We start from the raw sequence: 22,973 nt of genomic DNA, 5'->3' as shown, positions 1-22,973 counted from the left end.
GAAGAATGCCGGTCGGCGAGGATCAGCTTCGCGGCGGTAGCGCGGGGCGGCGGCGGTCGGGGACGTTCGTGTAGTCCGGGGGTGTCGACGCCGGCTGTTTCGCCAGCAGTTCCAGCGCCACCCACACCGCGTCGTCCAGCTGTGCGTGCCGCCCCTCCGCCCAGTCCAGCGGCGTGCGCAGCGCCTCGATGTCCGGTTCCACGCCGTGGTTCTCGACCGACCAGCCGTACGTGTCGAACCAGGCCGCGTTCATCGGCACCGTGATCACCGTGCCGTCGCCCAAGCGGTGTCTGCCGGTCATGCCGACCACACCGCCCCAGGTGCGCTGTCCGACCACCGGGCCCAGTTTCAGCAGCCGGAACGCGGCGGTGATCATGTCGCCGTCGGAGGAGGTGGCCTCGTCCGCGATCGCGACCACCGGGCCGCGCGGGGCGTTGGAGGCGTAACTGACCGCTTGGGCGTTGCGCGTCAGGTCCCAGCCGAGGATGCGCCGGGTCAGCTTCTCCACGACGAGTTCGCTGATGTGGCCGCCGGCGTTTCCGCGTACGTCCACGATCAGTCCGGGCCTGGACACCTCCAGCCGCAGGTCCCGGTTGAACTGCGCCCAGCCGGAGCCGCCCATGTCGGGGATGTGGAGATAGCCGCACTTGCCGCCGCTCATCTCGCGGACGACCTCGCGGCGTTTGGCCACCCAGTCCTGGTAGCGCAGGGGCCGTTCGTCGACGAGCGGGACGATCGCCACGCGCCGTGAACCGCCGTTTCCCGTACCGCCGTTGGCCGTCGACAGGTCCTCGGCGGGCCGGAAGGTCAGCTCGACCGTCGTGCCGCCGGCGGCGGACAGCAGCGGGAAGGGGCCGGTCACCGGGTCGACGGGCCGGCCGTCGACATGGGTCAGGACCGCGCCCTCGCGGATGCCCGTACCGGCCAGCGGGGAACGGGCCTTGGAGTCCGAGGACTCACCGGGCAGGATCCGTTTGATCAGCCATTCGCCGTCCCGGCAGACGAGGTTGGCGCCGAGCAGGCCCATGGCGCGCTGGTAGTGCGGCGGTCCTTCGTTGCGGCGGGCGGGGGTGACGTAGGCGTGCGAGGTGCCCAGCTCGCCGAGTGCCTCGCGCAGCAGATCGGCGAACTCGTCGGGTGTCGCGACGCGTTCGACCAGCGGGCGGTACTGGTCGAGTACCGCGTCCCAGTCGATGCCGCACATCTGTGGCTCCCAGAAGTACGCGCGGATGATGCGGCCCGCCTCCCCGTACGCCTGGCGCCACTCGGCCGCCGGGTCGACCTCGTGCAGGATGCGGCGCAGATCGAGATGGACGGTCGAGTCGCTGTCGCCGGGTTCGTTGGCGGGCACGGCGCGCAGATCGTCGTCGTCCACGACCACGAGCCGTGAACCGTCCCGGCTGATCGCGAACCAGTCGAGGTGGTCGACGAGTTCGCTCTTGCGCGCCTTGGTGATGTCGAAGTGTTCGAGCGTCGGCCGGCCCGAGGTGTCGGCGGGGTTGGCGAACGTCTCACCGAGCGCGCCGGAGATCGGCCAGCGCAGCCAGACCAGGCCGCCGCCGCTGACGGGTTGCAGGGCCGAGTACTTGGACGCGGTGACGGGGAACGGCGTGACGCGGCTCGCGAGTCCTTCGACCTCGACCGTCACCGTCCCTCCCCCGGAGCCTTCGGCCTGGGAGGCGCCCCCCGTGCCGTCGGACACGACGGCCGCCACCGGGTCGAGTCCGCCCGCGGCCGGCCGGCCGTCCGGGGACAGCGCGAACGGCGAGGGCGTCGCCGACGACAGCGGTACGAGATAGGGGCGGCAGCCCAGCGGGAAGGAGAGGTCGCCGGTGTGGACGTCGTACACGGGGTCGAACCCACGCCAGGAAAGAAAGGCGAGATATCGGCCGTCCCGCGTGAAGACCGGATTCTCGTCCTCGAAGCGGCCGTTGGTGACGTCGATGATCGTACGGTCGGCGATCCGCGCCATCTTGATCTGCCGCAGCGAGCGGCCGACTCCGGGGTGGGACCAGGCGATCCAGTCCCCGCCCGGGGAGAACGCGAGGTCGGTGACGGGGCCGTTGACGGAGCGGATGAGTTCGGTGACGTCTTCGGTGACGTCCTCCGTGACGGGCTCGGCCGACTCCGTACCGGTCATTTCTGACGGTGCGTCAGTTGGTGAGTCGTCAGGAACCGTCAGTATCAGCAGTCTTCCGTCGTGCGTCGTCAGCGCCAGCCGTTCGCCGTCCGGGTCGGCGATCAGTTCATGCACCCTTCCCAGCCGCCCGGAGGCGAGCCGCACCGGCGGCCGGTCGCCGCTCGCGCGGGGCAGGTAGGCGATCTCGATCGCGTCCTCGCCGTCCGCGTCGGTGACGTAGGCGACCTTGCCGCCGCTGCCCAGCATCTCGGGGAGCCGGACCCGTACCCCCGGAGTGTCGGTGATCGTGCGGGCCGGGCCGTCGCGGTGGGTGAGCCAGTACAGGCTGCCGCGTACGGAGACGGCGCTGGCCCGGCCGGTGGTGTCGACGGAGATCGAGTCGACGTGGTGGGCGGCCGGGACCTGGTAGGTGCGCCGGCCGGCGCGCGGGCCGCCGAGCCGTACCGACAGCTTGCGCGGCACCGAGTCGGGCGCCAGCGAGTCGACCAGCCACAGGTCTCCCGCGCACTGGTAGACGATCCGGCGCCCGTCGGACGAGGCGTGGCGGGCGTAGAACGCGTCGTGGTCGGTGTGCCGGCGCAGGTCGGTGCCGTCGGGGAGCGTCGAGTAGAGATTGCCGACGCCTTCGTGGTCGGAGAGGAAGGCGATGCGCCCGTCGACGAACATCGGGCAGTCGAGGTGGCCGGGCAGATCCTCCAGCAGCCGCTCGCCGTGCAGCCAGAGCCGGCCCATGGCCCCGCCCCGGTAACGCTTCCAGGCGGCCGGCTCGTGCGGCGGCTTTCCGGTGAGCAGCAGCGTGCGCCGCTCGCCCCCGATGTCGGTGACGGCTATGTCGGCGACCGGGCCCCAGGGGAGTTTGCCGCCGGGGGAGCCGTCGGTGGGGACGCTGTAGGCCCAGGAGTAGTACGAGAACGGCTGCCCGTGCGAGGAGACGGCGAGGATCTGCGCCGAGCCGTCCTTGTCCGGCGGTGTCCAGCCGCAGACGCGGGTGTCGGTGGAGCCCCAGTAGCTGAGCCGGCGGGCGGGGCCGCCGGCCACCGGCGCCAGATGGATCTCGGGATCGAGGCTGCGCCAGGTCGTGTAGGCGATCTGGCTGCCGTCGGGCGAGAACCGCGGATGTCCCACTCTGGTGCGGTCGACGGTCACCCGCCACGCGCGGTCCGGGCGGTGCTTGGCCGACGAGAGGGGGGCGACCCAGAGATCGTCCTCGGCGGCGAAGCACAGCAAGTCGTCGTGCAGATGCGGATAGCGGAGATACGCGACGTCGTCACTCACCCCCCAATGCTTTCCGTGCGTGAGGGGTGGGGCAACTCGTGGGCACCGGTCAGTTGGCCGGATGTGTTCGGCGGGCGCTCGGTCGTGTGTGTGGGGGTGTGGCGGAGCCCACAAGCGAAACGTTGCCGTTTCGATGAAGGTGGGGTTATCTTCGTACTGTACGAAACCGTTTCGTTCGGTTCTTCGATTCCTCGAGGGAGGTCGACCATGGCACGCACCAGACTCACGCCGGAGCGCGAGAGCGAGTTGTACGGAGCCGTGCTCGACCTGCTGCGCGAGGTCGGCTACGACGCCCTCACCATGGACGCCGTCGCCGGTCGCACCCACTCCAGCAAGGCCACCCTCTACCGCCAGTGGGGGAGCAAGCCGGAGCTCGTCGCACGGGCCCTGCGCCACAACAAGCCGGCCGATGTCGCACAGATCGACACCGGCTCGCTGCGCGGGGACTTCCACGCCATGGTCTCGATGGCCGACGACTGTCAGATGGAACGGGACACCGCGCTGATGCGGGGCCTGGTCCATGCCGTCCACACCAACCCCGATCTCCACCAGGCCCTGCGGGAACTCCTCATCGAGCCCGAGCTGAACGGGCTGAGCGTGTTCCTGCGCCGTGCCGTGGACCGGGGTGAGATCAGTGCGGACCAGCCCGCGCTGAAGTACGTCACACACATGCTGGTCGGCGCCTTCGTCGCCCGGCAGCTCGTCGAGGACCGCTCTGTCGACCAGGCGTTCCTCCGCGATTACCTCGACGCCGTGGTTCTCCCCGCCCTCGGCGTCTGACCCTCCCCGCAGCACCGCAGCTCCGCCTCCCTGGGCCGCTCGCCCATCTCCGGGGTTCCCCAGCAGTACCCAGCACCGCACGCGTGTCGCTCTCGCGCCGTCGGTCGGCTCCCCATGCCCTGATCCACCCCCAGACCGGGAGTACGCCTCGTGGCCACGTTCCTGTACAAACTCGGACGGTTCGCCTTCCGACGCCGAAATTTCGTCGCCCTCGTATGGGTGGCGCTGCTGGCCCTGGCCGGCGTCGGCGCCGCATCCGCGTCCACCGCGACCTCCAGCTCCTTCTCCATTCCGGGGACGGAGGCCCAGAAGGCCTTCGACCTCCTTGAGGAGCGCTTCCCCGGCGGCAGCGCCGACGGAGCGACAGCCCGTGTCGTCTTCAAGGCGCCGGACGGCGAGAAGATGACCTCCGCCGCCAACAAGGCCGAGGTCGAGAAGATCGTCGACGAGCTGCCGGCCGGCTCGGACCAGATCGCGCGGGTCACCGACCCGTACACGGCCAAGGCCGTCTCGCAGAACGGTTCGACGGCCTACGTGTCCGTCACGTACAAGGTCAGCTCGATGGAGCTGACCGAGGAGACCCGCACGGCGCTGGAGGAGACCGGGGCCGACGCGCGGGACGCGGGCCTGACGGTCGAGATCGGCGGGGACGCGCTCCAGGCCGTACCGGAGACCGGGGCCACCGAGGTCATCGGTGTCTCCGTCGCCGCAGTCGTACTCGTCATCACCTTCGGCTCGCTGATCGCGGCGGGGCTGCCACTGCTCACCGCGCTCATCGGCGTCGGGATCGGCGTCTCGGCCATCACCGCGCTGGCGAGCGTGATGGACCTCGGCTCCACCACCAGCATTCTCGCGATGATGATCGGCCTCGCCGTCGGCATCGACTACGCCCTGTTCATCGTCTCCCGCTACCGGGCGGAGCTGACGGAGGGGCGTGAACCCGAGGAAGCCGCCGGGCGGGCGGCCGGGACGGCGGGATCCGCGGTCGTCTTCGCGGGGCTCACCGTCGTCATCGCGCTCGTCGGGCTCTCCGTCGTCAACATCCCGATGCTCACCAAGATGGGCATCGCCGCCGCCGGCACGGTCGTCATCGCCGTCCTCGTCGCGCTCACGCTCGTCCCGGCCATGCTGGGATACGCGGGCAGGCGCGTACAGGGCAAGAAGGTGCGCGAGCGGCACGAGCGGGAGCGGGCGGCATCGGCCGACGGCAAGGTGGCCGAGGGCAAGCCCAACATGGGCACCCGCTGGGCCCGCTTCGTGCTGCGCCGCCCCGTCGCCGTACTCCTCGCCGGAGTCGTCGGCCTCGGCGTCATCGCCGTACCGGCGACCTCGCTGGAGATGGGTCTGCCCGACGACGGTTCGCAGCCGACGAGCACCACGCAGCGCAAGGCGTACGACATGTTGTCCGACGGCTTCGGCCCCGGCTTCAACGGGCCGCTGATGGTCGTCGTGGACGGCAAGGGCGACGACAACGCCAAGCAGACCGCCGGTCAGGTCACCGACGCGGTGAAGGATCTGAAGGGCGTCGCGGCCGTCACCCCGGCCACGTACAACAAGGCCGGTGACACGGCGACGATCACGGTCGTCCCGAAGGACCGTCCCTCGTCGGTGGAGACGGAGAACCTGGTCCACGCCATCCGCGACGCGGGCGGCGAGATCGCCTCCGACAGCGAGGCGAAGGTCCTGGTCACCGGCGCCACCGCGATGAACACCGACTTCTCCGAGAAGATGAACGACGCGCTGCTGCCCTACCTCGCGCTCGTCGTGGGTCTGGCGTTCCTGCTGCTGATGCTCGTCTTCCGGTCGGTCCTGGTACCGCTCAAGGCGGCCCTCGGGTTCCTGCTGTCGGTCGTCGCCGCGCTCGGCGCGGTGGTCGCGGTCTTCCAGTGGGGCTGGCTCTCGGGTCTGTTCGGCGTCGAGCAGACCGGTCCCGTCATGTCGATGATGCCGATCTTCATGGTGGGTGTGGTCTTCGGTCTCGCCATGGACTACGAGGTCTTCCTGGTCACCCGGATGCGGGAGGCGTACGTCCACGGGGAGCGGCCCGGCCAGGCGATCGTCACCGGCTTCCGGCACGGGGCGCGGGTCGTCACCGCCGCCGCGGTGATCATGATGGCGGTCTTCGCGGGCTTCATCGGCTCCGGCGAGTCCATGATCAAGATGATCGGCTTCTCGCTCGCCATCGCGGTCTTCTTCGACGCCTTCGTGGTCCGGATGGCCATTGTCCCGGCGGTGCTCGCACTGCTCGGCAACAAGGCGTGGTGGCTGCCGCGCTGGCTGGACAGGCTGCTGCCGAACGTCGACGTCGAGGGGGAGCAGCTCCGGAAGATGCTGGAGAAGGAGTCCGACGGCGCCGGCCGGGACGCCGGGCCCGGCTCGGACAAGGAGCTGGTGCGGGTCTGAGGTGACGGGTCCGAGGTGACCCGGAAGAGGTGACCTAGGAGTTGTGCAGCAGACGGTCCAGGCCCCGCTTGGCGCGCAGAGGGTAGCGCTCCTCGCCGGCCGGGACCGTCTGGTGTGTCAGCCGCAGGAAGCGGCGCAGCGCGGCGGTGTCGAACTGGACCAGTGCAACGCCGTCCGGCGAGTGGAATTCGAGCATCGTCTGCGCCCGGCCGCAGGGCCAGACGCGTACGTCGCCCTCGCCGGACGGCGTACGCAGGCCCGCTTCGAGGAGCTCGCGGGCGAAGGCCCACACCACCTCGCCGTCGTCGCGCGACACCTCGGCGGGGAAGGCGACGCGCACGGCCAGAGGATCGGCGCTGTCGTAGCGGAGGGTGACCGAGAGGCACCTGTGGTCGGGGGCGTCCGTGATGAGACGGACCTTGGCGGGCTGCTCGACGACGGCTGGCATCGCTTCGCTCCTCTGCGGCGGTCTTCGACCCTGTATGTAGTGCTTTATAGAACAACATACCTTTTGTCAGATATTTAACGCCGTGCGTCCCGGAATCCTCAAACTTTCCGTGCCGTTCGGTGCCCGTACACCGGTTCGCATGGGCCACGCTCTTGCAACTCGTTCGCAAGAGAGGACTATCTATTCGAACGGTTCACTTCGAGCGGTTCACCACGCCTGCCGGAAGCGGAGCCCGCCCATGCATGTCCCCGACGGAATGATCAACCTGCCGGTGTCGGCCGCCGCCGGCGTCGTCGCGGCCGGAGCCGTGGCGGTCAGCCTGCGCGGCGCCCGCCGCGAGCTGGGCGACGGACCCCTCGCCGAGGGCCACGGCGCGGAGCGCACCGCGCCCCTCGCGGGCCTCGTCGCGGCGTTCGTCTTCGCCGTACAGATGCTGAACTTCCCCGTCGCGGCCGGCACCAGCGGGCATCTGCTCGGCGGGGCGCTGGCGGCGATACTCGTCGGCCCCTTCACCGGGGTGCTCTGTATCGCCGTCGTCCTGCTGATGCAGGGCATCCTCTTCGCCGACGGCGGACTCACCGCGCTCGGCGTGAACATCACGGTCATGGGCGTCGTGACGGTGCTCGTCTCGTACGGGATCTTCCGGGCCCTGCTCCGGGTCCTGCCGCGGGGGCGCCACTCGGTGACCGGATCGGCCTTCGTCGCCGCGCTGGTGTCCGTGCCGGCCGCCGCGGCGGCGTTCACCCTCCTCTACGCGATCGGCGGGACCACCGACATCCCGATCGGCAAGGTGCTCACCGCGATGGTCGGCGTGCACGTCCTCATCGGCATCGGCGAGGCGGCGATCACCGCGCTGACCGTGGGGGCGGTCATCGCCGTACGCCCGGACCTGGTTCACGGGGCGCGCGGGCTCGCCGCGCCGCTCAAGCTGCGGGTGGACGGTGAACTGATCGACGCCCCTGCCGTGCCCGCCGCCCCCGCGCCGGCCGCCTCGCGCTCGCCGCGCGGGCTCCTGGCGGCCGGCCTCGGCACGGCCCTCCTGCTGGCCGGCGTCGTCTCCTTCTACGCCTCCGCCAACCCCGACGGACTGGAGAAGGTCGCCGCCGACAAGGGCATCGACGAGAAGGTCGAGGAGCACGCCGCAGCCGACTCGCCCCTCGCCGACTACGGCATCGCGGACATCTCCAACTCCCGTCTCTCCGGCGGCCTCGCGGGCGTGATCGGCGTCGGCGCGACGGTCGTCGTGGGCAGCGGGATCTTCTACGTCGTCCACCGCCGCCGTACGGAGAGCGCGTCCTCCGCGTCCTCCGCCGAGCGGGCCTGACATGGGGGCGGGCCACGCCCACAAGCTCTACCGGCAGGGGAACTCACCGGTCCACGCGCTGCCGCCGCACTGCAAGCTCGCCGCCGTCCTGTGCTTCGTGCTCGTCGTGGTCTCCACCCCGCGCGAGGCCGTGTGGGCCTTTGGTCTGTACGCGCTGCTGCTCGCCGCCGTCGCCGCGCTCGCCCGCGTCCCGGCGGGGTTCCTGCTGCGCCGGATGCTGATCGAGGTCCCGTTCGTGGCCTTCGCCGTCCTCATGCCGTTCGTGGTGCCCGGCGACCAAGTCCGGTTCCTCGGGGTGTCGTTGAGCGTCCCCGGCCTGTGGGGCGCCTGGAACGTGCTGGCCAAGGGCACGCTGGGCGTGGCAGCCTCCGTACTTCTCGCCTCCACCACGGAACTGCGCGCGCTGCTGCTGGGGCTGCAACGGCTCAGGCTGCCGCCGATGCTCGTCCAGATCGCGTCGTTCATGATCCGCTACGGCGACGTGATCACCGACGAGTTGCGCCGGATGTCGATCGCCCGCCGTTCGCGCGGCTTCGAGGCGCGCGGCGTACGGCACTGGGGTGTGCTCGGCAAATCCGCCGGCGCCCTGTTCATCCGCTCCTACGAGCGCGGCGAGCGGGTGCATCTGGCGATGATGAGCCGCGGCTACACGGGCACGATGCCGGTCATCGACGAGATGACGGCGTCCCGTGCGCAGTGGACGTCGGCCGCCGCACTCCCGCTCTCGGCGCTCGCGGTCTGTCTGCTTGGCTGGACGCTATGAGCACGCAGTCCCAGGAACAGCCGCAGCCGCCGACCCCGCCGCCCTCTCTCGAAGTGCGCGGGCTCGCCTACGCGTATCCCGACGGTCACCAGGCCCTCTTCGGCGTCGACCTGACCGTCGCGCGCGGCGAGCGGGTGGCTCTGCTGGGGCCCAACGGCGCAGGGAAGACCACCCTCGTCCTGCATCTCAACGGCATCCACGCGGCGGGCGCCGGGTCCGTCACCGTCGCCGGGCTGCCCGTCGCGAAACAGCACCTCGCCGAGATACGCCGCCGGGTCGGCATCGTCTTCCAGGACCCCGACGACCAGCTCTTCATGCCCACGGTGCGCGAGGACGTGGCCTTCGGCCCCGCCACGTCCGGACTGCGCGGCCCCGAGCTGGAGGCCAGGGTCGTCGCCGCGCTCGACCAGGTCGGCATGGCCGAGTACGCGGACCGGCCGCCGCACCATCTCTCCTTCGGCCAGCGCCGCCGGGTCGCCGTCGCCACGGTCCTGGCGATGGAGCCCGAGATCCTCGTACTCGACGAGCCCTCGTCCAACCTCGATCCGGCGTCCCGCCGCGAACTCGCCGACATCCTGCGGGCGTTGGACGTCACCGTTCTGATGGTCACCCACGACCTGCCGTACGCGCTGGAACTCTGCCCGCGCGCCGTGATCCTCAGCGAGGGCGTCATCGCGGCGGACGGGCCGACCCGCGAACTGCTGGGCGACCCGGAGCTGATGGGCGCGCACCGGCTGGAGTTGCCGTTCGGTTTCGATCCCACGTCGGTCCCGTCCGGCTGAGCCCGTGCTGAACCCCGGTGGCCCGCACGGCCCCCGGAACCGTGCACCATGGAGGGATGAGCGGGATGGTAGGCGTCGCTGACGTCCAGGGCACGGTGGCCGCGGGCTTCGAACCCGTCAAGGACGCCTTCGTACGGAACTTCCAGGAGCGCGGTGAACGGGGCGCCGCCGTCGCCGTGTACCGGGACGGGCACAAGGTCGTCGACCTGTGGGCCGGCACGCGCGACGTCGACGGCGCGGAGCCGTGGGCCGTGGACACCGCGCAGATCGTCCACTCCGCCACGAAGGGCGTCGCCGCCGCCGTACCGCTGCTGCTGCACCAGCGCGGGCGCATCGACCTGGACGCTCCGGTGGGCACGTACTGGCCCGAGTTCAAGGCGGCGGGCAAGGAACGGGTCCTCGTACGGCACCTGTTGTCGCACCGTGCGGGCGTGCCCGTGCTCGACCGGCCGCTCAGCCCCGCCGAAGCGCTCGACGGTGAGTCGGGCGCCCACGCCCTCGCCGCCCAGCGGCCCGTCTGGGAGCCGGGCACCGACCACGGCTACCACGCCTACACCTACGGCTGGCTCGTCGCCGAGCTGGTGAGACGCGTCACAGGTCGCTCCGTCGGCCGCTGGATCGCGGACGAGATCGCCCGCCCGCTCGGCCTGGACTTCTGGATCGGGCTGCCCCCCGAAGAGGCGCACCGGGTGGGCCGGATCGGCCGGATCGAGGAGCCCGCCGGTGGCGGTGGTGAGCTGAGGCTGCGCGTGAAGCGCTCGGTCGCCGAGGCGTACAAGGACCCGGAATCGCTCACCCGGCGGGCGTTCGGCGCGATCGATCCGCTGCCGGACCTCAACAGCGCCGCCTACCGTGCCGCCGAGATGCCCGCGAGCGGCGGGATCTCCACCGCGCGTGCGCTGGCGCGCTGTTACGCGGCGATGATCGGCCCGGTCGACGGTCCGGGACGCGGCTACCGGGGCGGCGAACGGCTGTTCGCCCCCGCGACGCTGACCCTCGCCCGTACCGAGGAATCGGCCGGCCCCGACCGGGTGCTGGTCGTCGGCACCCGCTTCGGCCTGGGTTTCATGCTGCACGGCGCGGGCGCGCCACTACTGGGCCCCGGCTCCTTCGGGCACCCGGGGAGCGGCGGCTCGCTCGGCTTCGCCGATCCGGAATCGGGCATCGCCTTCGGCTACGTCACCAACGGGATGCGGAAGGGAGTGACGGCGGACCCCCGGGCCCAGGCCCTGGTGCGAGCCGTCAGGTCGGCCGCATGATCGTCGTATGAGGCGATTCTGGTGAGGCGATTCGAGAATCACGGCGTACTGATCACGGGAGCCGGGCGCGGTATCGGCGAGGCCATCGCCCGTCGGCTTGCCGCCGAGGGTGCGCGGGTGCTGATCACCGACGTGGACGGTGAACGGGCTTCGCGGGCCGCCGAGTTGATCGACGGCGCGGAGGCGTACGTCTGCGACGTCGGCGACCGCGCGTCGGTCGAGGCGGCCGTGGCGTACGCCGTCGAGCGCTTCGGCTCGCTCGACGTCCTGGTCAACAACGCGTACTCGTGCACGGTGGACGCGCCGCTCTTCGAGGACGAACCGGACGAACACTGGGCCCGTGACCTCGACCTCACCCTGACCGGGGCCTTCCGCTGCGCGCGGGCGGCGCTGCCGCACCTGGCGGCGTCGGGGCGCGGCGCGATCGTGAGCATCGGCTCGGTCAACGGCGAGCAGGACTTCGGCAACCACGCCTACAGCGCGGCGAAGGCGGGCCTCGCGAGCCTGACCCGCACCCTGGCGGGCCACGCGGCACCGCGCGGGGTGCGCGTCAACCTCGTCGCACCCGGCACGATCCACACGGAGGGCTGGCGGGGCCGCGAGGCCAACCTGGAACGCGCGGCGCCCCACTACCCGGCGGGCCGGGTGGGCCTGCCGGACGACGTCGCGTCGGCGGTGGCGTTCCTGGCGTCCTCGGACGCGGGCTGGATCACCGGGGTGACGCTGCCGGTGGACGGGGGGATCCTGACGTCCAACCTGGGGCTGCGCAGGGCGCTCAGGGGGGAGTAGCGCCGCCGCGGCCCGGCGGCCGGTGCCCGGCACGCGGAAGCGGCCGGGAAGCGATGAGTTCCGCCCCGCGGCAGGGTCCTACCTTTGTCACCCCGATCCAGCAGGCTTCCAGGCAAGGACGGCACCACCATGGTCACCACCCGCACACTCGACGTCCCCGGCGCGCACCTGCGCTACGAGGTACGGGGCTCCGGCCCCTTCCTGGTACTCACGGGCGCGCCCATGGGCGCCGTGCACTTCGCGCCGCTGGCCGACGCGCTCGCCGACGGGTACACCGTCGTCACCCACGACCCCCGGGGCATCTCCGGCAGCACACTGGACGACCCCGAGCAGGACTCCACCCCCGAACTGCGGGCCGACGACCTCGCCGCGATCCTGGACGACCTCGGCGCGGGGTCGGCCGATGTCTTCGGCAGCAGCGGCGGCGCCGTGACCGGGTTCGCCCTGGTCGCCAGGCACCCGGCGCGGGTGCGGACCCTCGTCGCGCACGAACCGCCCGTGCTGGGGCTGCTGCCCGACGCGGCCGAGCGGCTCGCGGAGACGGACGACATCGTCGGGACGTTCCACCGGGAGGGCCCCGGACCGGCGTTCGCGAAGTTCATGGCCTTCGCCGGGCTGGACACCGGCGGCGAATCCGGCGCCCCCGCCGAACCGCCCGCCGAACCCTCCGCCCAGGACATGGCGGACGGGGCCCGCTTCCTCGGCCATGAACTGCGCGGCACCGCCCGGTACCTGCCCGACATCCAGGCGCTGAAGGCCGGACCCGCCCGCGTCGTGATCGGTTTCGGCGCGACGTCCGGCCAATTGGTCACGTACCGCACCTCCAAGGAACTGGCCGGCCGCCTCGCCTCGGCCCCGGCCGAATTCCCGGGCGGCCACGGCGGGTTCGTGGAGGCACCGGGGGAGTTCGCGGAGGTGCTGCGGAAGGTCCTCGTAGGCTGAGGGCGTCCCCGTGCTCCGGGGTGCGTCCGCCGTCGAGAGGGTCCGTACATGTCCGCGCTGACCGCGTCCCGGCTCGCCGCGATTCTTGAGGCCGCCGGGGCGCGGGCGGGCGTCGGGCACGAGGTGTTGGGCGGGGGAACGTACAACTCCCTCTACCGGGTGCGGCTGGACGACGGGGGGCGGCTGGTTCTGAAGCTGCCGCCGGAGGCCGGGACGCCGCGTCTGACGTACGAGAGTGAACTGCTCGTCAACGAGGGCGAGTTCTATCGGTCGGCCGGTGGCTCCGGTGTGCCGGTGCCCGAGGTGGTGCGTCTCGCGGCGGATTCGCTGCTGATGACGGAGTGTCCGGGGCAGCCGTGGTCCGACCTGGCGAACGGGCTCGGGGATGTGGAGCACGAGCGGTTGCGGCGCGAACTCGGGTCTTGCGTGGCCCAGTTGCACACCGTCACCGGTACGCGCTTCGGGTACCCGTCCCGGGCCGTGCCCACCGCCGATACCTGGCGGGAGGCGTTCATGGCCATGCTGGAGGCGGTGCTGGCGGACGCCGAGCGGTTCGGGGCCAAGCTGCCCGTGTCCGGGGAGCGTGTGCGGGAGCTGGTACGGGCCGCCGTACCGGCGCTGGACGAGGTCACCGTTCCCGCGCTCGTGCACTTCGATCTGTGGGAGGGCAACATCCTGCTGACGGGTGAGGCGGGGGAGCGGCGGATCGGTGGGGTCATCGACGGTGAACGGATGTTCTGGGGCGACCCGTTGGCGGAGTTCGTGTCGCTCAATCTGTTCGGCGAACCCGAGGACGACCCGGCGCTGCTGGCCGGCTACCGGGCGGGTGGCGGCGTCGCCGGCTTCGACCGGTCCGCCCGGCTGCGCATGGCGCTCTACCGCTGCTACCTGTACCTGATCATGCTGGTCGAGGGCGTACCGCGCGGCTACCCGCCCGCGCGGACCGCGGTGACCCGCAGGACCGCCGGGACCGCGCTGATCCTCGCCCTCGGGCTGATCTCCACCACCGCGTAGGGGGGATCAGACGCCCGGCGTGGGGGTGCCGCCCTGGAGGCGTTCGAGGTCCGAGGCCCGTACCTGGATCACGAACACCGCGATCACGGCCGATACGGCGGCGAACACCGCCGCCACGATGAACGCGTTCGACACACCGTGGGCCAGCACCTCGTCGCTCCACGGTTTCGGCAGCGTCCCCGTCTTCTGGAACGTCATCTTCTGGGCAGGGGTCGCGTGCGCCAGGAAGTCCGGGACCTGGCTCTTCGCCTCGTCCTTGCTGGCGGTGCCGAACACCGTCACCAGGATGGACAGCCCCAGCGAACCGCCCACCTGCTGCGTCGCGTTGAAAACGCCGGAGGCCGCGCCGGCCTCCTCCTGCTCGACACCCGAGAGCGCCATCAGGGTCAGCGACACGAACTGGAAGCCCATACCGAGGCCGAAGATCAGCATCGGCCCCAGAACGCTGCCCAGATAGGTGCTGTTCACGTCCGTCAGCGTCAGCCACGCGAGACCCCCGGCGGCCAGGATCGCGCCGGACACCATGAACGGTTTCGGACCCCAGCGCGGCAGCAACTGCGAGGCGATGCCCGCACCGACGGCGATGATCACACTCACCGGGAGGAAGGCGAGACCGGCCCGGAGCGGGCTGAAGTTGAGGACTTCCTGCACGAAGAGCGTCAGGAAGAAGAACATGCCGAACAGCGCCGCGGCCAGGCTCAGCATCATCCCGTAGACGCCCGAGCGGTTGCGGTCACGGAACATCCAGAGCGGGGTGATCGGCTGCCGCGAACGCCGCTCGATGACGATGAAGAGGGCCAGGAGCACCACGGCGGCGCCGAAGGACCCTAGCGTCAGGCCGTTGGTCCAGCCCTCCTCGGAGGCCCGGATGAAGCCGTAGACCAGACACACCATGCCGAGTGTCGCGGTGAGTGCGCCGACGACGTCGAAGTGACCGGGGCGCGGCACGGATTCCTTGATGAAGCGGGGCGTCAGGCCGATGATCACCAGCCCGATCGGCGCGTTGACGAAGAAGATCCACCGCCAGTCCAGCCACTCCACCAGGATGCCGCCGGCCAGCAGCCCGATCGCGCTGCCGCCCGCCGAGACCGCCGCGAACACACCGAACGCCCTGTTGCGCGCGGGCCCTTCACGGAACGTGGTGGTGATCAGCGACAGTGACGTCGGGGACGCGATCGCGCCGCCGACGCCCTGGATGGCACGGGCCGCCAGCAGTTGCCACGACTCCTGCGCGAAACCGCAGAGCAGAGAGGCGAACGCGAAGAGCGCCACGCCGAACATGAAGACCCTGCGCCGTCCCAGGACGTCGCCGAGACGGCCGCCGAGCAGCAGCAGGCCGCCGAAGGTGAGGGTGTAGGCGTTGACCACCCAGGACAGGTTCTGTGTCGAGAAGTCGAGCGCGCTCTGGATGTGCGGGAGCGCGATGTTCACGATGGTGATGTCGAGGACCACCATCAGCTGGCAGGAGGCGATGATGGCCAGCGCGATTCCGTTGCCGCGGTCCCCGTCGGGGGCGGCGGCACTCTTCGTGGTGGTCGGCGGCGTGCCCTGTGAATCAGTCATAGGTGTGGGGTGGTGGAACGGGGTGGTGCGCGCCCTCGGACAGGGAGCGCCGTCGTTCACCGGATCTGACTCTAAGTGGGGCGAACCGGACCCGCGACTCGGCCGCGACCGGGCGGGGAACGGTCATCGGGGGGCCTGCGGGGCGTCGTCGGCCGGAGGCTGTTCGGCGTCGTGTTCGGCGAGCGCGCGGTCCACGAGGGCCGGGGCGGAACCCGTGTAACCGGCCGGGTCGGTGAGGGCGCGCATCCGCTCCTCCCCGATCAGCTCGGCGACCGCCGGATCGGTCTCCGTCAGCGCCTGCGCGAGCGGGATGCCCGCGCGTGTCGCGAGCCGTTCGGCGGCGCCGAGCAGTTCCTTCGCGCGGGCCCTGCCGACGGCGGGGGTCAGGGCCGTCGCGAGCCGTTCGGCTGCGAGCACCCCGTGGGTGAGCGCGAGGTTGTCCCGCATCCGGTCGGGGAAGACGCGCAGACCGTGGGCGAGTTCGGCGGCGTCACGGGCGGCTCCGCCGGTCAGCCGCAGCAGCTCACGCAGCGGCTGCCACTCGGCGTGCCAGGGACCGGCGGGGCGTTCGTCCTCGGCGACGAGCGCGCCCAGTAGTACGGAGGCGAGTGCGGGAGCCTGTCGCGCGGCGGCGGCGATCAGGGCGGCCCGCACCGGGTTACGCCGGTGCGGCGGCGTGGCCGGACCGCCGCCGCGCGCCTCGGCGACCTCCCCGATCTCGGTCCGGGACAGCACGAGCACGTCGGCGGCCACCTTCCCGAGCGCGCCCACGGTGAAGGCCAGGGCCGAGCCGAGATCGGCGACGGGGGTACGGAGGGTGTGCCACGGGAGCGTCGGTTCGGCGAGACGCAGCCGGTCGGCGTACGCGGCGAGGAGACGCACGCCGGTGTCGGTTTCGGGGCGGTCGCCGGTGGCGGCGCCGGTGTGGGTGTCGGCGGCCGTGCCGGTGCCGGTTGCGCCCCGGTCCGCCTCCCGGGCCCCGCTCCCGTCCCTGCTCTCCGTCGCGGCCTCGGCCGAGTGGTTGGGGGCCGCGCCCGGCAGGTCGTAGATCGGCTCGTCGGGCGCGGGGTCGACCCCGAGGCCGGGCTCGAAATCCCCCTCCGGGCCGGGGCCGGTGGCGGGCGGGTAGTCGGGCAGCGGCTCGGGAGGGCTGTCCAGCGTGGTGTCGAGCGGGCCGGTCAGGTCGTAGACGGGCTCGCAGGACGCGGCGGTGGAGGTCCTGCCCGGTGCCCCGTCCACCGCGACGTCGTCCGGCGCGAAAGCCGCCAACGTACCGGCCTCGCCGCCCAGTTGGGCCGGGAGCCGGACTGCCGCCAACCGGGTGCGGGCGGCCCGTACCGACGAGAGCCAGCCCGCCGCCTTCAGCCCGAACGTCGTCGGGGCCGCGTGCTGTGTGAGGGTGCGCCCCGCCGCCGGGGTCGTGCGGTGGGTCGTGGCCAGGGCGGCGAGCGCGTCGGCCGTACGGTCCAGGTCCGCCAGGATCACCGGCACCGTGCGGGCGGCGACCAGCATCATCGCCGTGTCCACGATGTCCTGGCTGGTCGCGCCCCGGTGCACGTACTGCGCCGTGTCCGCGTCCCTCCCCGCCCTCGTGTCCTCGTCGTCGACCGCCGCCGTCAGATCCGCCACCAGCGGGGTCACCGGATTGCCCGCGGAGCGCGCCCGCAGTGCCACGTCCCGTACGTCGAACCGCCCGGCCGCCGCCACCGCCGTGATCGCGTCGGCCGCCGCCTCCGGCGCGAGGCCGACCGCGGCCTGCGCGTGGACCAGCGCCGCCTCGGCGTCGAGCATGGCCCGGAGGAACGCGGCGTCGCCGGTGGCCGCCTCGGCGGCGGATCCCGCCCGGCCGGGCGAGAGCAGCCCGGTGTCATCGGTGTGCCCGTCGGACTCGCGGCGGTCGGCGTCGGCGTCGGCGTGCTCGGCGTCGACGCGCTCGGTGCGGTCGTCGTCGGTGCGGTCGGCGGAAGTCAAGGGAGACCGTCTCCTCGGTACGCGCCGGGCGTGGGCCCGGCCTGCTGGTACCAAGGTCCCCCGCCCGTCCGTGCCGGGCGAGGCGAACGATGGATGTTTAACACCCTTTAACAGGGTCTGGGTAAGGGACCGATTGAGTGAATGAACCCTGCGGGAGCAGGGATCGGACCGGCAACGGTCAGGAAGTGGGCGGTGATGAACATCGAGACCATTCGGGGGCGCAGGGTCGGCGAACGGCGGTGACCGAGATACGTGGAACGAACGGAACACTCCGTCATATCGCCGTCGTCGGCACATCTCTCGCGGGCGTGCGCTCCGGCGAGGCGCTGCGTCGGCTCGGGTTCGACGGCCAGCTCACGCTGGTCGGCTCGGACCCCGAATTCCCGCCGTACGACCGTCCTCCGCCCTCCCAGGCCGTGCTGACCGGCGGGTACGTGGACGGCGCGCGGCTTACGGTCGCGCCGGACCTCGACGCCGAGTTGCTGATGAACACGACGGCGGAAGGGCTCGCCCTCGACCGTACGTCTGACGGCACCGGTGGCACCCTACGGCTGTCCGAGGGCCGGACCCTGGACTTCGACGGGCTGGTCATCGCGACCGGCGCCGCGGCCCGGCAGCCCGCTCCCCTGAAGGGCGGGCACCCGGACGTGTTCGTCCTCCGTACTTTCGAGGACTCGCTGGCGCTGCGCGCCGCCCTCCTCCACGGACCGCGGGTCGCGGTCGTGGGCGCCGGATTCGTCGGCTGCGCGGTCGCCTCGCACTGCCGGGCCCTGGGGCTCGACGTCACCGTCATCGAGGAGGGCCCCGGTCCGCTGGGGCACGTGCTCGGTACGGCCATGGGGCGGGAGCTTGCCGAGCTGCACCGCGACCACGGCACGGTCATGACGACCGACGCCTCGGTCGCCGGGCTCCACCCCGACGGGGTCGAGCTGGCCGACGGCACCCGCGTACCCGCCGATGTGGTGGTCGTCGCGGTCGGCCGCGCACCGCGCACCGAATGGCTGCGGGGGAGCGGCCTCGACGTGGCGGACGGAGTTCTCCTGGACGCGACGTGCGCGGCGGCGGGAGCCTCGCGCGTCGTCGCGGCCGGGGATGTGGCCCGCTGGTTCAACCCGCTGTTCGGCACGGTGATGCGGGTCGGGCGGCGGAGCGACACGGTCGAGCAGGCCGCGGCCGCCGCCGACACCCTGCTGGCGGACGGCGAGAACGCGGTGCCGTTCGAATCCGTGCCGTACTTCCGGTCGGAGCAGTACGGGACCACGATCCAGTTCGTCGGACGCGGGAACGGTGTCCCGCACGTGGTCGCGGGGACGCTCGCCGAGCGTCAGTTCGTCGCCGTGTACACCGACGGGCAGCACATCACCGGCGCCCTGTGTGTGAACAGGCCCTCCCAGCTCATCCGCTTCCGGCGGATGGTGGCGGCGCGTGCGCCGGCGGATCTCGTCCTCACGCCGGAAGGCGGTCAAGTCGGCACTGTGGCAGCGAACTTGACCGCCTACGAGGCGGCCGACACCCTGCCTCAGACCGCATGACGTTCTGTCGGACCGCTTGACGTCTGTCAGGCCGAGACGCAAGGCCGGGCCGAAGTGGGTTACGCCGCGGCAGCGGGTTACGCCGCGGCCCGGTCGTCCGTCGGCCTCCGACGGAGCGACGCGTCGGTGAGTACGGGCGGGCGCCAGGCGCCGTCCGGGTGGTAGACGTTCGTCCCGGGCGGCACGATCTCGTCGATACGGTCGAGCGTCGCGTCGTCCAGACCGATCGAGGCGCCCTTCAGCAGCCCGTCCAACTGCTCCATCGTGCGCGGGCCGATGATGACCGACGTCACGGCGGGATGCGCGACGGTGAAGGCCACCGCCAGCTCGGGCAGTGAGCAGCCGATGCTGTTCGCCAGCTCGACCAGTCGCTCCACGATCTCCAGCTTGGTGATGTTCACCGGCAGCGTCGGATCGAACCGCGCCGGGGTGAGCGCCGCGCGGCCCGTGGTCAGGTCGATCGCGCCGCCCATGCGGTGCTTGCCGGTGAGGAAGCCGGAGGCGAGCGGACTCCACGTCAGCACACCCATCCCGTACCGCTCGCACACCGGCAGGACGGACGTCTCGATGCCGCGCGCCAGGATCGAGTACGGCGGCTGCTCCGTCCTGAACCGCATGAGCGCGCGGCGCTCGGCGACGACATGCGACTCGACGATCTCCTCGGCGGGGAACGTCGAGCAGCCGAAGGCGCGGATCTTGCCCTGCCGTACGAGATCGGTCAGCGCGGAGAGCGTCTCCTCGATGTCCGTCGTGTTGTCGGGGCGGTGGATCTGGTAGAGGTCGATCCAGTCGGTGTCCAGCCGCTTCAGGCTCTCCTCCACCTCCTTGACGATCCAGCGCCGCGAGTTGCCGCCGCGGTTACGGCCCTCGCCCATCGGGAAGTGCACCTTGGTCGCGAGTACGACGTCGTCGCGGCGGCCCTTGAGGGCCTTGCCGACGATGAGTTCGGACTCACCGGCGGAGTACATGTCCGCCGTGTCGAGGAAGTTGACGCCCTGGTCGAGGGCGGCGTGGATGATGCGTACGGAGTCGTCGTGGTCACTGTTGCCGACGGAGCCGAACATCATGGTGCCGAGGCAGTGGACGCTCACCTCGATACCGGTGCCGCCGAGAGTGCGGTAACGCATGTCGTGCTCCCTTGCTGGTCAGGCCTCCGCTGGGGGGTACGCGGGCACTCTAGGACTTGGAGTGCGATCAAGGTCAAGGCGCGACGGGCCGTCAGGAGAGCCCGCGTGGCGGACCCGATGGCTCCGTATCGCCATGGACCCGATCACTCCGGATCGGTGCGGGCCCGATCCCTCCGGATCGGTGTCGGCCCGACCACTCCGGAGGCTCCCGATACTTTGGTCACACCCGCGGATCCCTTCGGCCGATACCCGCCCCGGCGTCCGCTTCCTAACCTCGGCGTATGAAGTCAACCGCCAAGGACCGCGACGCCACCGTACTGGCCCAAGGGGTCTGGATCGTCCCGGCCTTCGCCGCGCTCGGAGCGGTCGTGGGCTGGCTGGTCAAACTCCTCGCCAACTGGCTGGTGACGCTGCGCTGGGCCCCGTTGAAAGGTCCGGCGGAGCTCCTGAACTCGATTCCCGAGCCCTGGCTCACCGTCCTCGGCGTGACGGCGGGCGTGCTGCTCGGCGTGTTCGTGGCGTTCATCGCGCTGCACGAGGCGCTGGCCGTACGGCTGACCGACACCCGGGTGACGCTGACGATCCGCGACGAGCCCCAGGAGCTGAACCACGCCGACCTCGGCCCGGTCTTCCTGGACGGCAAGTTCCTCGTACTGCTCGGCCACCACGCCGAGGAGATGGCACGCGAGCCCTGCGACCTGGACGCGGCGGAGCTGGCCGCCGCCTTCACCGCCCACGGCTACACCTGGGTCGCCGAGGACCCGTACAAGGCCGACTTCCGGCTCTGGGTCCCGGACACGCCGGGGCTTCCGGTGGGTGCGAACGCGCTGATGAGCGCCCGTGCGACGGCGATGCGGAAGACGGGTACGGAGGAGGATGTCCGGGCGCTGCGCGGCGAGTTGAACAGGCTGGGCCTGGCGGTCCGCGACGAGAAGAAGCGCCAGTACTGGCGGCTGCCGCCGCGGCCGTCCGCGTAGGGCGTGCCGGCCGGGACCGTCGCGCCCGGGTGGCGACCGGCTGATCAGCCTCCCCTGAATGACCCGCGTCCGGTGGTTGGCTTGAGGGGAGACGCGAGAGAGGCAGGCAGCCCCATGACCACCGACTCCAACGGCCCGATCACCACCCCCTTCAACGCCGGGTCCACCGCGGCCGAGGTCGTCGCCGGTGTCGATCTCACCGGCCGGCGCACCGTCGTGACCGGCGGTTCCTCCGGCATCGGCGTCGAGACCGCCCGCGCGCTGGCCGACGCGGGCGCCGAGGTGACCCTCGCCGTACGCGACGTCCGGGCCGGCGAGAGCACGGCCGAGGACATCACCGCCACGACCGGCAACGAGCGCGTGCTCGTGGCGCCGCTCGACCTCGCCGATCTGCCGTCGGTCGCCGCGTTCACCGCCGCGTGGGACGGTCCGCTGGACATCCTGATCAACAACGCCGGTGTGATGTACACGCCCGAGCTGCGGACACCGGAGGGCTGGGAGCTCCAGTTCGCCACGAACCACCTCGGCCACTTCGCGCTCGCCACCGGCCTGCACCCGGCGCTCGCCGCCGCCGACCGGGCACGGATCGTCGCGCTCAGCTCGGTCGGGCATCTGCGGCAGGCGGTGGACTTCGACGACATCGACTACCGCCGCCGGCCGTTCGACACCCGGCTCGCCTACGGCCAGTCCAAGACGGCGAACGTGCTCTTCGCGGTCGAGGCGAACCGCCGCTGGGCCGGTGACGGCATCACCGCCAACGCCGTCCACCCCGGCGCGGTCCTGTCGAACCTGACGCGCCACATGAGCCAGGACGAACTCGACAAGGCCATCGCCTCCGGCTACACGTTCAAGACGCCCGAGCAGGGTGCGGCCACCTCGATCCTCCTGGCGACGTGGCCGGGGCTCGAAGGCATCGGCGGGCGGTACTTCGAGGACTGCCAGGAGGCGCGGATCCATCGGGAGGGCGACTCGGGCGGCGTCGCCGCGCACGCACTGGACCCCGTCGCGGCGGAGCGGCTGTGGCAGGTGTCGCTCGACATGCTGGCCTCGGCGTCGCGCGCGTGACCCCCACCCCGCAGGGCTCAGGCCCCCGCCTCCTCCAGCAGCCGCACCGTCTCCGGATACGGCCCGGTCCGCGCCCATTCGAGCGGCGAGTGCCCGTCGCCGCCGTCCTCGCGCAGTCGCGGATCGGCGCCGTACGCGAGCAGTTCGCGTACGGCGTCGGCATGCCCCCAGCACGCCGCCCCGCACAGCGGTGTGCCCTCCGTGCCGTCCCCGCTCTCGGTGTCGGGCAGCGCGCCCGCCGCCAGCAGGAGGCGTACGGAGTCGGCGTCGCCCTGCACGGACGCCGCGTACAGGGGAGTCGACCCCTCGGAGTCCCACGTCTGCGCCGGCGCCCCGCCCCGCAACAGCACGGCGACCTCCGCCGCCCCACCGAGCCTCGCGGCCCACACCAGGCGCCGCGACAGCTTCTTCCGCCGTCTGTTGTTCATCGCGCTCCCGCTCCCTTCCTCAACTCGTGTGCAGCATCAGGCCGACGCCGATCACCATGAGCCCGGCGGCCGCGATGGTCGCGCCTGGTCCGGATCGCTCGGTCGACCGGGGTACCCCGTGCAAAGACGGCAACTGAGCCGGACGGACATTGCCTGACCCCGGCATGGTCAGGCAACACCGGGTCCAGCGACAATGCAGGCACCTTCGGGCCGGGCGTTATTTCGCGTTCCGGGCCTCTCGAGGTCGGAGCGGAGCGACACCATGGCATGGGTAGTAGGACTGGGCGCGCTCTTGGGGCTGCTGGCGGTCACATCGGGAATCGTCACGCTTCGGACCGGGTGGATCGTGCCCACGGCACGTCGCCACGTCACCAGGCCCCGACTCCACGGT

18 protein-coding genes are annotated in these 22,973 nt (G+C 71.6%); 12 read left to right on the top strand and 6 right to left on the bottom strand.

Annotated features, from left to right (window positions below):
* Positions 1–22: 22 nt before the first annotated feature.
* Positions 23–3,415, bottom strand: coding sequence for a S41 family peptidase (locus ACFWHU_RS23125; RefSeq protein WP_387226800.1), 3,393 nt, complete (start codon positions 3,413–3,415; stop codon positions 23–25).
* A 207-nt stretch (positions 3,416–3,622) separates the two neighbouring features.
* On the opposite strand from ACFWHU_RS23125, the gene ACFWHU_RS23120 reads away from it, so the two are divergent.
* Positions 3,623–4,195, top strand: a complete 573-nt coding sequence (locus ACFWHU_RS23120; protein WP_385793559.1) for a TetR/AcrR family transcriptional regulator — start codon at positions 3,623–3,625, stop codon at positions 4,193–4,195.
* 150 nt (positions 4,196–4,345) lie between these two features.
* Positions 4,346–6,598 (top strand): MMPL family transporter, encoded by a 2,253-nt coding sequence (locus ACFWHU_RS23115; protein WP_387226797.1) that lies wholly within the window; start codon positions 4,346–4,348, stop codon positions 6,596–6,598.
* Positions 6,599–6,632: 34 nt separating this feature from the next.
* Here the strand turns inward: ACFWHU_RS23115 and ACFWHU_RS23110 are convergent, their stop codons facing one another.
* Positions 6,633–7,046, bottom strand: a complete 414-nt coding sequence (locus tag ACFWHU_RS23110; protein ID WP_385793554.1) for an SsgA family sporulation/cell division regulator — start codon at positions 7,044–7,046, stop codon at positions 6,633–6,635.
* Between the two features lie 238 nt (positions 7,047–7,284).
* On the opposite strand from ACFWHU_RS23110, the gene ACFWHU_RS23105 reads away from it, so the two are divergent.
* From ACFWHU_RS23105 to ACFWHU_RS23075, 7 genes are all read left to right on the top strand, one after another.
* Complete coding sequence (locus ACFWHU_RS23105) at positions 7,285–8,370, top strand: energy-coupling factor ABC transporter permease (protein ID WP_387226794.1); 1,086 nt, start codon at positions 7,285–7,287, stop codon at positions 8,368–8,370.
* A 1-nt stretch (position 8,371) separates the two neighbouring features.
* Positions 8,372–9,133 carry a cobalt ECF transporter T component CbiQ gene (gene cbiQ, locus ACFWHU_RS23100; protein WP_385793548.1) on the top strand — a complete coding sequence of 254 codons (762 nt, stop codon included), beginning with the start codon at positions 8,372–8,374 and terminating at the stop codon, positions 9,131–9,133.
* Positions 9,130–9,915 (top strand): energy-coupling factor ABC transporter ATP-binding protein, encoded by a 786-nt coding sequence (locus ACFWHU_RS23095; RefSeq protein ID WP_387226792.1) that lies wholly within the window; start codon positions 9,130–9,132, stop codon positions 9,913–9,915. Before cbiQ ends, ACFWHU_RS23095 begins: the two co-directional genes overlap by 4 nt.
* Before the next feature lie 56 nt (positions 9,916–9,971).
* Positions 9,972–11,174, top strand: a complete 1,203-nt coding sequence (locus ACFWHU_RS23090; RefSeq protein WP_387226790.1) for a serine hydrolase domain-containing protein — start codon at positions 9,972–9,974, stop codon at positions 11,172–11,174.
* Positions 11,175–11,195: 21 nt separating this feature from the next.
* Entirely contained in the window at positions 11,196–11,963 is a 768-nt protein-coding gene (locus ACFWHU_RS23085) for an SDR family NAD(P)-dependent oxidoreductase (protein WP_387226787.1), read from the top strand.
* A gap of 129 nt (positions 11,964–12,092) precedes the next feature.
* The gene (locus ACFWHU_RS23080; RefSeq protein ID WP_387226785.1) at positions 12,093–12,905 is read left to right on the top strand and encodes an alpha/beta fold hydrolase; all 813 of its coding nucleotides are present in this window, start codon (positions 12,093–12,095) and stop codon (positions 12,903–12,905) included.
* A 48-nt stretch (positions 12,906–12,953) separates the two neighbouring features.
* Complete coding sequence (locus ACFWHU_RS23075; protein WP_387226783.1) at positions 12,954–13,919, top strand: phosphotransferase family protein; 966 nt, start codon at positions 12,954–12,956, stop codon at positions 13,917–13,919.
* A gap of 6 nt (positions 13,920–13,925) precedes the next feature.
* Here the strand turns inward: ACFWHU_RS23075 and ACFWHU_RS23070 are convergent, their stop codons facing one another.
* Positions 13,926–15,482: an MFS transporter gene (locus ACFWHU_RS23070; RefSeq protein WP_385793534.1), complete on the bottom strand. Its 1,557-nt coding sequence runs from the start codon at positions 15,480–15,482 to the stop codon at positions 13,926–13,928.
* A gap of 123 nt (positions 15,483–15,605) precedes the next feature.
* Positions 15,606–17,453, bottom strand: a complete 1,848-nt coding sequence (locus ACFWHU_RS23065) for a lyase family protein (protein WP_387226781.1) — start codon at positions 17,451–17,453, stop codon at positions 15,606–15,608.
* A 239-nt stretch (positions 17,454–17,692) separates the two neighbouring features.
* On the opposite strand from ACFWHU_RS23065, the gene ACFWHU_RS23060 reads away from it, so the two are divergent.
* Complete coding sequence (locus ACFWHU_RS23060; protein ID WP_387226779.1) at positions 17,693–18,985, top strand: NAD(P)/FAD-dependent oxidoreductase; 1,293 nt, start codon at positions 17,693–17,695, stop codon at positions 18,983–18,985.
* Positions 18,986–19,062: 77 nt separating this feature from the next.
* Here ACFWHU_RS23060 and ACFWHU_RS23055 read toward each other — a convergent pair whose 3' ends face one another.
* Positions 19,063–20,112, bottom strand: coding sequence for an aldo/keto reductase (locus ACFWHU_RS23055; RefSeq protein WP_387226777.1), 1,050 nt, complete (start codon positions 20,110–20,112; stop codon positions 19,063–19,065).
* A 281-nt stretch (positions 20,113–20,393) separates the two neighbouring features.
* Here ACFWHU_RS23055 and ACFWHU_RS23050 point away from each other — a divergent pair, with 281 nt between their 5' ends.
* Entirely contained in the window at positions 20,394–21,089 is a 696-nt protein-coding gene (locus ACFWHU_RS23050; RefSeq protein WP_385793525.1) for a hypothetical protein, read from the top strand.
* Positions 21,090–21,203: 114 nt separating this feature from the next.
* Positions 21,204–22,154, top strand: a complete 951-nt coding sequence (locus ACFWHU_RS23045; RefSeq protein ID WP_385793523.1) for an SDR family NAD(P)-dependent oxidoreductase — start codon at positions 21,204–21,206, stop codon at positions 22,152–22,154.
* A gap of 17 nt (positions 22,155–22,171) precedes the next feature.
* On the opposite strand, the gene ACFWHU_RS23040 is transcribed toward ACFWHU_RS23045, so the two are convergent.
* Positions 22,172–22,582 carry an ankyrin repeat domain-containing protein gene (locus tag ACFWHU_RS23040; RefSeq protein ID WP_387226774.1) on the bottom strand — a complete coding sequence of 137 codons (411 nt, stop codon included), beginning with the start codon at positions 22,580–22,582 and terminating at the stop codon, positions 22,172–22,174.
* Positions 22,583–22,973: the final 391 nt, after the last annotated feature.

The organism is Streptomyces sp. NPDC060366 (assembly GCF_042725135.1).
Taxonomy (GTDB): domain Bacteria; phylum Actinomycetota; class Actinomycetes; order Streptomycetales; family Streptomycetaceae; genus Streptomyces.
The sequence above is the reverse complement of the archived record's forward strand: the minus strand, read 5'-3'. Positions and strand labels throughout refer to the sequence as shown.